The sequence below is a fragment of the Luteibacter aegosomatis genome (assembly GCF_023078455.1).
Classification (GTDB): Bacteria; Pseudomonadota; Gammaproteobacteria; order Xanthomonadales; family Rhodanobacteraceae; genus Luteibacter; species Luteibacter aegosomatis.
Map to the genome: position 1 here is coordinate 229710 of NZ_CP095740.1, position 14614 is coordinate 244323.

Below are 14614 nucleotides of genomic sequence, written 5' to 3' on the forward strand. Positions count from 1 at the left end.
GGGTTCGAGCGATGTATCCTGCGGATTCCCTTCACGGAAGGAACGGACATGACATGCCTGCCGAAAGCCCTTGCCCTGGCGTTCGTCGTGCTGGCTTCGCCGCCCATTCTAGCGGCAGCGCCGACACAGCCGTTGCTCGGCGACTGGACGCTGGATACCTCCCGCATGCCCATGCCGCCGGATCAGCGCCCGAAGAGCGTCCGGTTCGCGTTCGCGGACGCGGGTGGAGGCAAGCTGTCGGTGCATGTCGACATCGTGTATGCGCCGGGTTCGGAGGTCCATTCGGTCGCGACGGTGGCGCTCGACGGAAGTCCGGCGATCGTCGAGAACAGCCCGGAAGCGGATCACGTATCCGTCAAGCGGCCCACGCCCGGCATCGTGGTCATGGCCTTGCAGAAGGAGGGCATTCTCGTTTCGACGCGAATCTACGCCGTGACGCCCGACGGCCGTGGCCTCGTCGAAACGTCCGTCTATCCTGGCGATAAAGATGTTCCGGTCATGCGGACGAACTACTTCACGCGGGCTCGTTAGGTCGCGAGGCGGCGTATATCGCTTCCGTCGCGAGATAAGCCTCGGCGATCCTTTCACCGGCTCGCCTGAGGTTCGCTTCGGTTACCCCGGCATAGCTGAGCACCAGCGTGACGTGATCGGGAGGCGCTCGATGGAATCGCTCGGCGGTACGGATGCGAACGTCACGCGCGAACGTCTCCTCCACCAACCTTTCCGTGGCGTCGCGCGGCAGCCGGGAAAAGTGCACGAAGAGCGAACCTCCCGCCACCGAACCCGTCACCGTCATGGCGGTACCCAGGCGTGTTCGTAGCGTGTCGTGCAAGGCATTGTGCCGGGGCGCCAGGCGGTGCGCGATACGGCGCAGGTCGCGCAGATACTGTCCGCTGGCGATGCACGCGGCCAGTACGTGCTGCTGCATCGAGATGCTGCCGCGATCGGCCAGCCACTTCACCGCGAGAAACCGCTCGCGCAAGGAACGGGGCACCAGCATGTAGCCCAGCGGCAGGGCGGGAAACATGGAACGCGAGAAGCTGCTCACGTGGACCACGCGGCCATGGCCGTCCAGCGACCACAACGAGAGCGGGCTGCGCACGCCGAAGCGATGCTCGCAATCGAAGTCGTCCTCCACCACGCAGGCATCGTGGGCATAGGCCCACCGCAGGAGCGCCTTGCGTCGCTCCTCGGACATGACCACGCCGGTAGGGAATTGAAAAGAAGGGGAAACGTTGATCAGGCGGGCGCCGTCCAGTGCGGTCCCATGGCGGTCGATGTCCATGCCCTGCGCGCCCACCCCGCAGGGCACGACGCGGGCACCTGCTGCTTCGTAGGTATGGCGCACGCTCCAGTGGCAGGGCTCTTCCACGCCCACGGCATCGCCTTCGTCGAGCAGCACCCGTGCGATGAGGTCACGTGCCTGCTGGGCTCCGCTGACGATGAGGATATCGTCCGGATCGACCTCGATCGACCGTTCGATGGCAAGGTAACCCGCCACGGCCCGGCGTAATGCGACGGCACCTTGCAACTCCGGAAAGTCCGGGGTATCGCGGCGGCGAAGTAGGGCCGTCAGGTGCTGCTTCCACGCCTTCAGGCTGCGCGGATCGGATTTGATACGAGGTTGCGCGAGATCGATCACGTCGCCTGGCACGGTCGTCTGCGCATCGGGTGAGGCGGGCAGCACGGCCCTGCGGGCAAGCCGGGAGAGCCGCGGCGCGCCGGGCGCTTCGCGCGGTTCTTCCACGAAGGTTCGAAGGACGGACTCATGGGCGACTCGCGTATTCACGTACGCGCCGCTGCCCGAGCGCGATTCCAGGTAGCCCTCGCTCTTCAACTGGTCGTAAGCCATCAGCACGACCGTGCGGGATACCCCGAGGGCAACGGCCATCGAGCGGCTTCCGGGCAGGCGGGCGCCATTCTGGAAGCGACCTGAATCGATGTCCTTCCGGATCGATCCGGCGATCTGGACGTACATCGGCTCGTCGTTTCGCCGCTCGAAGTGGTCACATCGAAAAAGCCCGCGACCGGTCATTTACCGCTCCCCTTTGCCCTGAAGATCATCATGCCACGGCATGGCCGGATCCTCGCGTCCGGTAGGCCCTCACCGATCGGGGGACGTATCCAGATGAAGTTGCTCACGTTGTCCGCACGACTGCTAGCGGTGTCGATCGGCTGCATGGCCTGCCCGGGGCTGGTCGGCGCCCACGAGGTCGACGATCACAGCGGCGATCCGACCTATGCCCGGTACTATCGCCAGTCGGTGACCTGGGGCGGGTGTCCCCCGTCGCTGTTCACCGATGGCAGTACCATCGAGTGCGCCCTGATCACCGTGCCCGTCGACTGGGCCGACCCCAGCCACGGCGATATCACCATCGGCATCTCCAAGCCGCTTCATCCGCCGCACTACACCCGCCTGCTGCTGGTGAACGCCGGTGGACCGGATAATTCCAGCGCCTCCCAGGCGGAGATGCTGGAGCAGTTCCAGCCGCAGGTGCAGGTCGACCATCTGGTGGTGGGCGTCGACTTGCGCGGCATCACCGACGGCACCGGTACCCAGGTAAGTTGCGATTACGCGACGCGCACCGGTGCGGAGAATTTCATGGATGGGGACAGCCGCAATCCCACGGCCGCCAGCGTGCGGGCGCAACAGGACTGGTGGAACCGGTCGATCGAAGCCTGCCTGCAACGGAACGCGACCTTCCTCAAGGGCATCCACACGCCCAACCACGTTCGCGACCTGAACCTCGTGAGGGCGGTTCTCGGCTTCGGGCGCGCGGACCTGCTCGGCGTCTCCAGCGGCAGCAGCCTCATGGCATACGCGACGCGTATGTTCCCCGACCGATTCGATCGCGTGGTGCTCGACAGCAACATGAACTGGGTGCACCTCGACTGGCAACGGCAGGCGTTGAAGCGGATGGCGATGGACCAACTCAATGTGCAGCAGGCGTTCATTCCGTTCATCGCCCGCCATGACGATCAGTTCCACATGGGTACGACGCCGCGTCAGGTGATGACGACGTTCCAGCGTATCTACCGGGCCACGTCGCAGCACCGCATGGGCAGCGTCACGCCGGACCAGGCGCTGGGCTCGCTCGACGGCACCGGCATGTGGGTATTCTGGGATCTGCTGGTATCGCCGTCGTTGAGCGCGATGTCGCAAGCGCTGGACGGAGACCCGGCACATATCGCCGCCGCCGAGCAAATCGCGGCGATGACCTCCGCCGACCTCCGCACGTTACCTGGCTTCAATCCCATGCAGTTCGCTCTCCAGTGCAACGACTCCGGTTCGACCGATCGCCGCAGCGTCGCGCAGAAGATCGCGGACGTGCGCACGAACTGGGCCATCGGCGCGTCCACCCTGGTGGACAATTGCCAGAACTGGCCGTGGCGCCCCGTACTCGACCGTTCGCTCGAGTCGCGTACCACGGTGCACGCGTTGATGGTGCAGAACGAGTTCGATCCGTCCACGCCGTATTCGGAAGCGTTGAAGGATCGACTGGCCAGCGGTTTCTCGGCACGCATGGTGCTGGTCAACAACGCCACGACCCACGGCGTGATGTTCGACGACAATCCCTGTACGACCGATGTCGAGTTCGGCTACCTGAATGCGGGAGTGATGCCGGCGTGGGACGTAGTCTGCCAGGCCAAGCCAATGCACTCCTTTGCCATGCAGGACTCCACGACCTACGAATACGGCTTTCCCGCCGTGGGTGGATGGCTGCCGCTACCGCCGATCATTCCGCAGCAGGGATGGCTACTGAATCCCTGAGGCCTCGATCCGCAGCTGCCGACGCACCTCTGTACGACAAGCCATGGTCGACGCCCTCGAAAGCATCGAAATCGAAGGACGGGCGTTCCAGTCCACACGATGGGTTACCGCGACTTTAGGGCCCATATCGCCCTACATCTGCGGGTCGAACATGAACATCCGTAGCTCCTGTGCGCATCGGCAAGCCTTTGCGATGCGCGCAGCCCAGGCTACGGCGTCTTCGCGCGAAGCCAGCTCGAGCACCGCAAAGCCTCCATCCAGCGGGGGCGCCCAAGGATAGCCTCCGCCGGCTACCGCGCCGTCCCCGGCGACGAGAACGGGCGGCACGCTTTCATCGATGCCGCCGGCGAATACGTAGACGCCGGCGGCTTTCGCCTCTTCGATCACGGCGTGTGCATCCCGTCCCACGGCTCCCAGCTCGCCGTCGGGCACGACCATCGCGGCACTGGGGAAGGAGATCAGGTACTTGGCCATGTCGTTTTCTCTGCCATGTGGAACGTCGGCGGCTACAGCGTCCAGCCCTGGCGATACTCGCGACTGAGGAACTGGTTGGCTTCCGGCCGGTTGGTGATGCGCATGTTCTGCGCGTCGTACTCGATGCGCCCGCCCGCGCGCAGCGAGACGACCCCCAGGAGCATGACTTCGGTCAGCTGCGCGGCATACGAGAACGGCGACGACGCCTGCGTCTTGCCCTTGCAGGCGTCCACCCAGTTCATCTCGTGCGAGGTCTTGATGCGTGCGTACTTCCGTGGGGGCGTACCCACCGAGTCGTGCAGCGACTGCGGCAGGAGGCGCGGGTTGTCGCCGTAGGTCTCGTGCACCAGCTTGCCCTTGTCGCCGACGTAGAGCACGCCACCGTCCCTCATCTGACCGGCACCGAGCGCTTCCAGGCCCGGCGGCAGCAAGGCACCGTCGTACCAGGTAAGCCGCACCGGCGGCCTGTCGCCGCGGGCCGGGAAGTCGTAATACGTCATCGTCGCCATGGGATACGACGCGTTGTCGAACGGCGTCGAGACGGTTTCCACGGCGGTCGGGAAACCCAGGTCCAGCGACCAGAACGGGGAGTCGATCAGGTGCGCGCCCATGTCGCCGATGGCACCCACGCCCCAGTCCACCCAGCCGCGCCAGTTGAACGGGTGATACACGGGGTGGTAATCGACGACGGGGCCGGGGCCGAGGAAGAGGTCCCATGCGAGTCCCTGCGGCAGCGGGTAGTTGCCGGCCATCGCGTTGGCGAGCCGGTCGGTCACCGCGTCCATGTCCCACTTCGAGGCGTCCGGCTGCGGCCTGGGTAGCGGGCGTGGAATGCCTTGCGGCCAGTAGGCCAGCGGACGGTTCGTCCAGGCGTGCACCTCGCGCACGGTGCCGATCGCATCGGCGGCGATGTATTCGTTGATCAGGCGGGCGTCGTCGGACGAATGCCCCTGGTTGCCCATCTGCGTGACGAGCTTCGGGTTGTCCTTCGCCTTGCGGGCCAGCTCGCGGGCTTCGTGGATCGACCACGTCAGCGGTTTCTGCACGTACACGTGCTTGCCCAGGCTCATCGCCGTGCTGGCGAGCGTCGCATGCAGGTGGTCCGGCGTGGCGATCACCACCGCGTCGATGTCCTTCTGCTGGTCGAACATCCGGCGGAAATCGGTGTAGCGCTTGATGGAGCCGTACTTCTGCGAGAGCAGCTTCGTGTGCTCGATCTCGTCTTGTAGCTTCAGGCGTTTCGCCGGCGTTTCGGCCTTGGCGAGGCGGGCCTGCATGTCGCCCACCTCGCCGAACATGTCGCGGAACGACTTGTCCGTGTAGTTCCAGTCCACGTCGCACAAGGCGACGATGTTCTCACCGGCGAGTGCGCGGATGTTGTTCTTGCCCATGCCGCCGACGCCGATGCCGGCGATGTTCAGGCGGTCGCTGGGCGCGGTGTGAAGAGGGCCACCCAGCACATGACGGGGAACGATCATCAATCCGGTGGCGGCGAGTGCCGTGCCGGTAAGAAAGCTTCGGCGTGACACGTTCACGTCGGCGTGTGCGTTTGCGGTGGTGTCCCCTGGGCGTTGGCCTTGCTGCTCGTTCTCGACGTTCGATTCATCCGTCATGGGCGCTGCAATCTCCGTTGGGAAATCGGTGGGATGGAAAGCGGTCCGGAAGGCATCCGGATCCGTCAAGGAAGATCGATTTCTTAACGCAGATTGCGTTCAGATGCCAGTAATCATCGAGGGAACCGCCGACTAGCACCGAAAAATGCGCGACGTTGCGCCGCGATCCCGGGGACATACGCCTCACCGCATCACCCAGGCGATGGCTGCGCCGGCGGGTAGCACCAGGAAAAACAGAACCACGCCCAGGCATCCGTCCGCTCGCTCTCCAGGCATGCTCCTATCGGGAAGGCGGCGCGGTTGGGTCGCGAGCCATGCGCGATGACACGCGCCGCAGAAGAAACGTGTCTTGCCGGCGCGCCACGCGTCGATCGTGCGTCGGTTGTGCGGAGACACTTTGCGGCAGCGCCCGCACGTGAACATGGTAGTCGGCGGTCGTCGCGACGTTTTAAGGAACCGGGCGACAAGGAAGGCGACGATGACGACGATCGCCAACAAGGATGTGGTTCGGTCCATGGCGTCCGGGATCCCCTCTTCGCTCAAACCACCGATGTCGGAACGTCCTGCCGAACGATCATAGCGGCCCCCCTGGCGACATGCTGCTGCGGCACGTCTTGACACCGGTGTCAGTCCCGTTACACCCTGATGTCGAATCCGGTGCGGGGGCACCTGGATGGCGGGATTCGCCCATGGGGTTCGACGGGGTGGGGAAATCGGGGATGCAATTTCTTGCGGGCGATATCGGCGGCACGAACGGCCACGTCGCGCTCATGCGCGCCGCCGACGACGGGTCGGGCGTCCTCGAGACGCTCGCCTATCGCGTGTTCTCCTGTGCCGCCTTCCCCTCGCTCGCCGACCTCATCCAGGCATTCGTCGATGCCGAGGTGCGCACGCCGGTGTCCCACTGCGTGCTGGCCTGCGCCGGCCAGGTGGTGGGCGACGAGGTGGTCAACGACAACCTCGCCTGGACCGTCCGGCCCGACGCGTTGCGCGCCAGGCTCGGCCTGGCCGAGGTCGCGCTGCTGAACGATTTCGAGGCCATGGGCTACGCCATCGACGGTCCGTTGGCCGCGAGCGGCCGGCACCTGTGCGGTCCGCGCGGGCGTGGCCCGGGGGCGTCACTGGTAGTCGGCCCGGGTACGGGACTGGGCGCGGCCGTGTCCGTGCCCGGCGTGCCCCATGCGACGGTCCTCACGACGGAAGCCGGCCAGATGGACTTCGCGCCCCATTCGCTGCGCGAGCGCGAAGTGCTGGCATGGCTTGCGCCCGATGGCGGTTACGTACCGGTCGAAACCATCGTATCGGGGCCGGGTCTGCTGACCGTCTACACGGCGCTGTGCGCACTCGACGGCGAAGTGCCTACGCTGGCGACACCGAAAGCCGTCACGGCGGCGGCCGCCGCCCAAGCCGACCGGCACGCGGTGGAGGCGGTGGAACTGTTCTGCGCCGCGTTGGGCGGTTTCATCGGCAACCTTGCGATGACGTACATCCCGACGGGCGGGGTTTTCCTGGCCGGCGGCTTCCTTTCCTCGATGTTCGACCTGCTCAAGCGCAGCGCGTTCGAAGAGCGCTTCCTGCACGGGCGTAGCGTGCGGGCCTTGCTGGCACAGGTGCCGGTGTGGGTCACCGAGCACGGTTCTCACGGCGTGCAGGGTGCGGCTCGCTGGTACGTGCGCCATCGTGAGTCGTATGGTGCCCTGGCGACGGAAGGCGCCGCCGCATGAGGACGGGCGCGCCGAGGACACGCCACCGCCGCCGCTTCGCCGCGGCATGCGTGGCCGTCCTCGTCGGTGCGACATCCATGCACGTATCCGCCGCGCCGACCTGGTCGCTGGTGCCGCTGCCCGCCGTCGTGACGCCGGCCGGTAGCGGCACGGTCGACATCGGCGATGGTGCGGGTATCGACGTGCGCGGGAACGACGCCGCCATGGTGGCCGTCGTCGAAAACTTCATGCGGCGCGTCGCGAGCGTGCGCGGGTTGACGCTGCGCAAGTCGACGCGGGATGGGGCGCCGGTGGCAATCACCTTCGACGTTCGGCCGAGCGCCGCCGTCACAGGCGACGAAGGCTATGCGATCGACATCGGTAAGCACGGCATCGTCGTTACGGCGCGTACCGCCCGCGGAGCGTTCTACGGAAGCGTCACGGTATGGCAACTGCTGACCCAGCCGGGCTGGACGCGTGGCGCCGTCGCACACGTGCCCTACGGCAGGATCGAAGACCATCCCCGCTTCGCGTGGCGCGCCCTGTTGCTCGACTCCAGCCGGCACTATCAAGGCGTCGACGAGATCGAGCGGCTGATCGACGGGATGTCGCTCGACAAGCTCAACGTGCTCGTGTGGCACCTCACCGACGACCAGGGCTGGCGCCTGCCGGTGCCGAAGTATCCCGAACTGTCCACGGTCGGCGGCTGCCGCGAGGCCGTGGGGAATGACGCCGAGGTGTCGGGTGCGCGGTCGACGCCCTATTGCAAGGTCTACACGGCCGACGAGATACGCGGCATCGTGCGTTACGCGGCCGAGCGTTACGTCGAGATCGTGCCGGAGATCGATCTTCCCGGACATTCGCAGGCCGCCATCGCCGCCTATCCCTGGCTGGGCGTGACGGGCAAGCGTCCGCCGGTGTGGACGGATTGGGGCGTGAGTCCCTGGTTGCTTGCCCCGAACGCGAAAACCCTGCGCTTCGTCGACGACGTGATGGACGAGGTGATGCGCCTGTTTCCGTCGCGCTACGTTTCCATCGGCGGCGACGAGGCGGACAAGCAGCAATGGAACGCTTCGCCCGAGGCCAACGCGCAGATGAAGGCGCTGAAGCTCGCCAGCATGGACGAGCTGCAAGGCTGGTTCATGCAACAGGTCGCCACCTACCTCGTCGCACATGGGCGAACGCCCGTGGGCTGGGACGACGAAGTGGCCGCCGGCGTCGCCTTGCCTCGCGAGCAGGTGGTGATGTCCTGGCACGGCGATCACGACGAGCGCGTGGCCCTGGCCGCGCTGCGACAGGGTCACGACGTGGTGATGACGCCGCAGGAATCGCTGTACTTCGACCACCTGCAATCCGGGCATCCGGACGAATGGGCCGGACCGCCGCCCGAGGTGACGCTGCGCCAGTCCTACGACACGCAACTGGTGCCCCCGGGTACGAGCGCGGAGGACGCCACGCATATCATCGGCGTGCAGGGCGGCCTCTGGGCCGAGCAGATGCTGACGTTCGCGCACATCCAGCACGCCACGTTCCCGCGCGTCGCCGCGCTGGCGGAGCTGGGCTGGTCGCCGGCCGCCTCCCATGACTGGAACGGCTTCCTGGTACGACTCCCCGCCGAGATGGCGCGTTATCGCGCCTTGGGCATCGACGTCGCGGATAGCGCGTTCGCGCCGACGTTCGCGGTATCGCGTGCGTCGGGCGGAGGCTTTCGCGTCGTTCTCGCCAACCAGACCGATAGCGATGGCATGCGCTATACCACCGATGGCACCGAACCCGTCGCCACGTCCGCGACGTATGCGCGGCCGCTCACGTTGCCCGCGGGCACGACCGTACGGGTGGCGACCTTCGCGCCGGACGGTAAGGTACTCGCCGCGGCCAGGTCGATGCGGCTGGACGGCGGCACCTTGACCCGTCGTGATAGCGCCGCGCTGGATACCTGTTCGGGCGAGCCGCCCTCGCGCTTGCAAGGGGCTCGGCCCACGCATGGCCCTAGTCCGGTGTACGCGGTCGAGATCGGCAACGCGTGCTGGGTCTGGCCGAAGGCGGACGTGCAGGGCGCCACGCATGTCGACGTGACGGCTGAAAAACTGCCATGGCGCTACGGCGATGAAGCCCGGGGCGCTGTCGTGCGTGGTGCCCGCGGCGTGGACAGCGTCATCGAAGTCCATGCGAACGGTTGCGACGGCCCGCGGCTGGCCACGTTGCCGCTCGGCCATGCGACGGCATCGGGCACTCAGGTGCGCGTGGATGCGGACCTCGCCGCGCCCATGGCGGCGGACGTGCACGGTTTGTGTGTCTTTGCGACGGGCGATCCACGCGAGGGGCAGTGGGCGCTGGGAAAGATAGCGTTCTCGAAGTAAGGCGGCGCGCGGGGGCGCGCCGTGGGTTGGGGAAAACATAAAAACATCGGCACCACGACGGCGTGCAAGTTCGGGCACGTCCGGTCATGACGCGTTTCCGACGGGTAACAGTCACGAGGTCACGGCACATGTCCACAGCACTTCGCAAGCATCCCTTGTCGTTCGCCATCACGGTCACGCTGTTGGCCGTCGCGTCCACGGCGGCAGGCGCATCCACCTTCTACGACGTGCAGCAGGACGGGCAACCCGCCCAGGCCGCCTCCACGCCTTCCCCGCCGCCGCCGAGCTCGGTGAAGAAGGGCGACGGTCAGGAGGATACGGCGAAGGGTCCCGTCGAGCTTTCGGGCGTCACGGTCACCGGCGTGCGCGCGTCGCAGATGAAGGCGATCGACGTGAAGCGCGATGCCGACAAGATCCAGGACAGCATCACGGCCGAAAACATCGGCGCGCTGCCCGACACGACCATCACCGACTCGCTCCAGCGCATCACTGGCGTGCAGATCAACCGCGACGCGGGCGTGGGCACCTCGGTCGACGTGCGCGGCCTGCCCCAGGTGGGCACCATGCTCAATGGCGAAGTGTTCATCACCGCGGACCAGATCGATTCCCAGCAGCCTGACTTCAGCATGCTGCCGTCCACGCTGTTCCACGGCGCGGACGTGGTCAAATCGGCTACCGCCAACGAAACCGATGCAGGCATCAGTGGCGCGATCGACCTGCATACCTACCGTCCCTGGGATCTTCCTTCCGGCTTCACCTACAGCTACTCGGCCAATGGCGAGCGGGGATCGACCACGAAGCATACGGGGCCGGAGGCCAATGGCCTGTTCTCCTACAACGACAACGGCCGCTGGGGTTTCCTGCTGTCGGGCGACTACTCCGATACCCGGCGCATGAACTCCACCGAGGGTTTGGACCAGTACGGCGCCGTGCTCAACGGCGAGAACGCCGCGAGCGCCGGCGGATACAACGGTTTCCTGACGCCCTGGAACGGCGCGCCGATTCCGTCGCAGATCGTGCAGAACGCCGACGGCAGCGTGGACGTGAACGGCGACGGCAAGTCCAACGGGGTGTTCCTGGGCAGCCAGAACTTCGGCATCAACCAGATCATCACCCAGCGCAAGCGCAAGTCGGGCAATGCGTCGTTCCAGTTCGACATCGGCAACGGCTTCAGCCTTACGAGCGATTATTTCTATTCGTCGCAGCACGAATTCGACCGGAACGTGGGCGTGCAGTTCAACTCCACCAACTGGCAGGGCGCGACGTACGTGCCGTTGCAGTCGCAGGATACCGGCCGTCCGGCGCTGGGGTCGTACGGTACGCCCGAGCCCGGATGGGAAGGGTCGAACATCTACACCACGCAGGTGTACCAGAAGTGGCCGGGCGACGTGGAGTCGTATTCGTCGATGATCCGCAAGTTCTCCCAGGCGAAGAACCTTAACCTGCAACTGGATTACGACAACGGCGGTCCGTTCACCGCGACGCTGCGCGGCATCCACGACACGGCGTCGCAGTCGCTGCAGGAAACCGACGTCAATATTTCCGATTCGGACGGCGCCCTGTGGCCCAACGTGCTGGCGGACGGCGTGTCGGACGACGCGGTGCCGCCCGGGACGATGGTCTATCCCGCGGAGCTGGGCGGCAACCGGGTATTCAACGCCACCGGCATCCCGCAGAACACGATTCCCATCGTGGCCGACTTCCGCGGCCGCTACCTGAAGATCGACACGCCCGCCGAGCTGGCCGCCGCGTTCGCCAATCCCGCCGCGTGGACGATGAAGACGCTCGAATCGTCGGGCAACTACGACCGCAAGGTCGCTCTCAATGCCTTGCGGTTCGACGGCAAGTTCGACTTCAACGACGGTTTCAAGCTCGAGTTCGGCCTGCGCAACAGCATCCGTGACGCGGACAACAAGGGCTACACGTTCGAGACGCCGGTCTATGCCGGCATGGGCGCGAGCGACCCGAACGGCTGCCTGGTGCGATACGTCGGTGCCGACGTGGTGCTGAACAGCGGATCCTGTACGGCCGGAAACGAGCAGGGCTACTTCCGTGCCGGGCCCTTGTCGGCCATCTCCATGCCGAACACCGCCACGCCGCTATCCAGCAACTTCAAGGCCTACAACAACCTGCTCGGCTCCGGCATCGACTTCTGGGCGCTCGATCCCGATGCCATGAAGAATCCGGAGGCGTTCTGGAAGTCGCTCTATCCCGAGACCGTGCGGGTCGGTGAGCCGGGCACCACGTGGGGCGTGCGCCTGAAGGAGCTGACCGGCTACCTCCAGGGCGACTTCAACGGCACGATCGGCGACATGACCTACAGCGGCAACGTGGGCGTGCGCATCATCCACAGCAAGCTCGACGTGACGCAGCACCTGAGCGGCGACCCGGGCGCCTACGGCGACGAACCCGAAGACGTAGGCACGGACGTCACCAAACGGTCGTATCGCGACGTGCTGCCCTCGGCGAATTTCGCCCTGGACGTGACCGACAGCCTGAAGTTCCGCCTGGCCTATTCGAAGAACATGATGCCGCTGAACCTCAGCACCTGGGCGGGCGGCCTGCAGCTGAACTACTCGCTGTCCGAAACACCGGATGGCCCCGTGTTCCGCGTGGCCAACGGCACGTCCACCGGCAACCCGAACCTCAATCCCTGGCGCTCCACCAACTTCGGCGCCTCGGCGGAGTACTACATCAACCCCACGAGCATGGTGAGCCTCGCGCTCTTCCGCATCAACGTGGACAGCTTCATCAAGAACGGCAGCGTCACCAACTGCACGCTGCCCGACGAGGACGGCGTGGTACGCAACCATTGCATCGTCATCACCCAGCCCGTGCAGGGCACGGGCAACAGCATCAAGGGCGCGGAGTTCGACTACCGCCAGGGCTTCACCTTCCTGCCGGGCATCCTGTCGAAGACGGGCATGGAAGTGAATGCCACCTACGCGCCCAGCAACTCGGGCGAGCGGGACCTCGCCGGCAAGAAGATCCCGTTCCAGGACAACTCCACCAAGTCGGGCAACTTCATCCTTTGGTACCAGGACGACCGTTTCCAGGCCCGCGTGGCGTACAACTACCGTTCGCGGCGCGCCGTGGCCGATAGCGTCGGCGGCATCACGGGGCTGGAGATGTACGAGGCGCCGCAGAAGTACATCGACGCGTCGGTCTCGTACAAGTTCGCCAAGCAGCTGGAAGTGTTCCTCAACGGCACCAACCTGACCAACGAGTACCAGCGCTACTACCTCACGTGGTCGAACCAGCCCGGGCACTCGACGTTCTCCGAGCGCATGTTCATGCTCGGCATCCGCGGCCAGTGGTAAGGGAACCCATGAACGAACGACAGTTCCATCGATCGATCGGCGTCTTCTCGGGCACCGCCATCAACATGACGCAGATGTGCGGCATCGGTCCGTTCATCACCATCCCGCTGATGGTGGCGGCGATGGGCGGACCCCAGGCCATCGTCGGGTGGATCGTGGGCGCCCTGCTGGCGATGGCCGACGGGCTGGTATGGGCGGAGCTGGGCGCGGCCATGCCCGGCTCCGGCGGTACCTACGTGTACCTGCGCAGGGCCTTCCAGGCGCGCAGCGGCAAGCTCATGCCGTTCCTCTTCATCTGGACGATGCTGCTGGCCATCCCCTTGCTGATGTCCACCGGCATCATCGGCATGGTGGAGTACCTTCAGTTCTTCTTTCCTAACATGGGCTGGTGGACGTCGCACCTCGTCGGCGTGGCGGCGACGGGGCTGGTGACGTGGATGCTCTACCGCCGCATCGAATCGGTGCGCATCATCACCATCGCCCTGTGGGTGATCATGCTCGTCTCGATCGTCGGCGTGGCGGCGGCCGGGTTCTCGCACTTCGATGCGAAGCTGGCCTTCGGCTTTCCGCCGGATGCGTTCGGTCCGCGTTTCTTCGCCGGGCTGGGAGCGGGTCTCATCATCGGCGTGTACGACTACCTGGGCTACAACACCACGGCCTACATCGGCGATGAGTTGCGCGATCCCGGGCGTACCATGCCGCGCACCATCATCATCTCGATCACGGCGATGATGGTGGTCTATCTCCTGCTCAACATCAGCGTGCTGGGCGTGGCGCCGTGGAAGGAGATCGCCGCGTCCAAATCCGTCGCCTCGCTGGTGGTGGAGCGAAGCTGGGGCCATGCGGCCGCCGCGGTGATGACGGTGCTCATCATCGTCACCGCGCTGGCGTCGGTGTTCACCGGTCTGCTCGGCGGCTCGCGCGTGCCGTTCGAGGCCGCGCGCGACAAGGTATTCCTTTCGACGTTCGGGCGGCTCCATGCGAAGGAGGGTTTTCCCCACGTGGCCTTGCTGACCATGGGCGCGGTCACGGCCATCGGTACCTTCTTCGACCTGACCGAGGTCATCAACATGCTGCTGACGGCGATCATCCTGGTGCAGTCCATCGCCCAGGTGGTCGCGTTGATCCTGCTGCGCCGGCGCGAGCCTGGGCTTCACCGCCCCTACCGGCAATGGCTGTATCCGGTGCCCTGCCTCATCGCGCTGGTGGGTTGGGTTTATGTCTACGTATCCGCCTCGACGTTATCGTTGATGCTGTCGGGTGCGTGGATCGTCGCCGGCCTGGTGGTCTTCATGGTGTGGGCGCGGGTGAACGCCGCGTGGCCCTTCGCACCGATCGAGATCCAGCGCACGGCAGCCGGGGAGCGCTGACG

Annotated in this window: 10 protein-coding genes; 6 read left to right on the forward strand and 4 right to left on the reverse strand. The window is 65.8% G+C overall.

What is annotated here, in order from left to right; all coding sequences use genetic code 11:
• Positions 1-48 precede the first annotated feature (48 nt).
• A complete protein-coding gene (locus L2Y94_RS00975) occupies positions 49-531 on the forward strand; it encodes a hypothetical protein (RefSeq protein WP_247372366.1) in 483 nt (160 codons plus the stop codon).
• On the opposite strand, the gene pdxR is transcribed toward L2Y94_RS00975, so the two are convergent.
• Positions 515-1978: a MocR-like pyridoxine biosynthesis transcription factor PdxR gene (gene pdxR / locus L2Y94_RS00980; RefSeq protein WP_247372367.1), complete on the reverse strand. Its 1464-nt coding sequence runs from the start codon at positions 1976-1978 to the stop codon at positions 515-517. The genes L2Y94_RS00975 and pdxR overlap by 17 nt on opposite strands.
• 150 nt (positions 1979-2128) lie before the next feature.
• Here pdxR and L2Y94_RS00985 point away from each other — a divergent pair, with 150 nt between their 5' ends.
• On the forward strand, positions 2129-3772 hold the full coding sequence (locus L2Y94_RS00985) for an alpha/beta fold hydrolase (protein WP_247372369.1): 1644 nt from the start codon (positions 2129-2131) through the stop codon (positions 3770-3772).
• A gap of 132 nt (positions 3773-3904) precedes the next feature.
• Here the strand turns inward: L2Y94_RS00985 and L2Y94_RS00990 are convergent, their stop codons facing one another.
• From L2Y94_RS00990 to L2Y94_RS01000, 3 genes are all read right to left on the reverse strand, one after another.
• Positions 3905-4246: a YciI family protein gene (locus L2Y94_RS00990; RefSeq protein ID WP_247372371.1), complete on the reverse strand. Its 342-nt coding sequence runs from the start codon at positions 4244-4246 to the stop codon at positions 3905-3907.
• 32 nt (positions 4247-4278) lie between these two features.
• The gene (locus L2Y94_RS00995; RefSeq protein WP_247372373.1) at positions 4279-5859 is read right to left on the reverse strand and encodes a Gfo/Idh/MocA family protein; all 1581 of its coding nucleotides are present in this window, start codon (positions 5857-5859) and stop codon (positions 4279-4281) included.
• A gap of 183 nt (positions 5860-6042) precedes the next feature.
• A complete protein-coding gene (locus L2Y94_RS01000) occupies positions 6043-6375 on the reverse strand; it encodes a hypothetical protein (protein ID WP_247372375.1) in 333 nt (110 codons plus the stop codon).
• A 203-nt stretch (positions 6376-6578) separates the two neighbouring features.
• Between L2Y94_RS01000 and L2Y94_RS01005 the strand changes: the two genes are divergently transcribed.
• The 4 genes from L2Y94_RS01005 to L2Y94_RS01020 all read left to right on the forward strand — a co-directional run bounded on the left by L2Y94_RS01005 (position 6579) and on the right by L2Y94_RS01020 (position 14612).
• The gene (locus L2Y94_RS01005) at positions 6579-7583 is read left to right on the forward strand and encodes a glucokinase (RefSeq protein ID WP_247372377.1); all 1005 of its coding nucleotides are present in this window, start codon (positions 6579-6581) and stop codon (positions 7581-7583) included.
• Positions 7580-9922, forward strand: a complete 2343-nt coding sequence (locus tag L2Y94_RS01010) for a beta-N-acetylhexosaminidase (RefSeq protein ID WP_247372379.1) — start codon at positions 7580-7582, stop codon at positions 9920-9922. Before L2Y94_RS01005 ends, L2Y94_RS01010 begins: the two co-directional genes overlap by 4 nt.
• A gap of 128 nt (positions 9923-10050) precedes the next feature.
• Complete coding sequence (locus tag L2Y94_RS01015) at positions 10051-13242, forward strand: TonB-dependent receptor (RefSeq protein WP_247372382.1); 3192 nt, start codon at positions 10051-10053, stop codon at positions 13240-13242.
• Positions 13243-13250: 8 nt separating this feature from the next.
• Positions 13251-14612, forward strand: a complete 1362-nt coding sequence (locus L2Y94_RS01020; RefSeq protein WP_247372383.1) for an APC family permease — start codon at positions 13251-13253, stop codon at positions 14610-14612.
• Positions 14613-14614 lie beyond the last annotated feature (2 nt).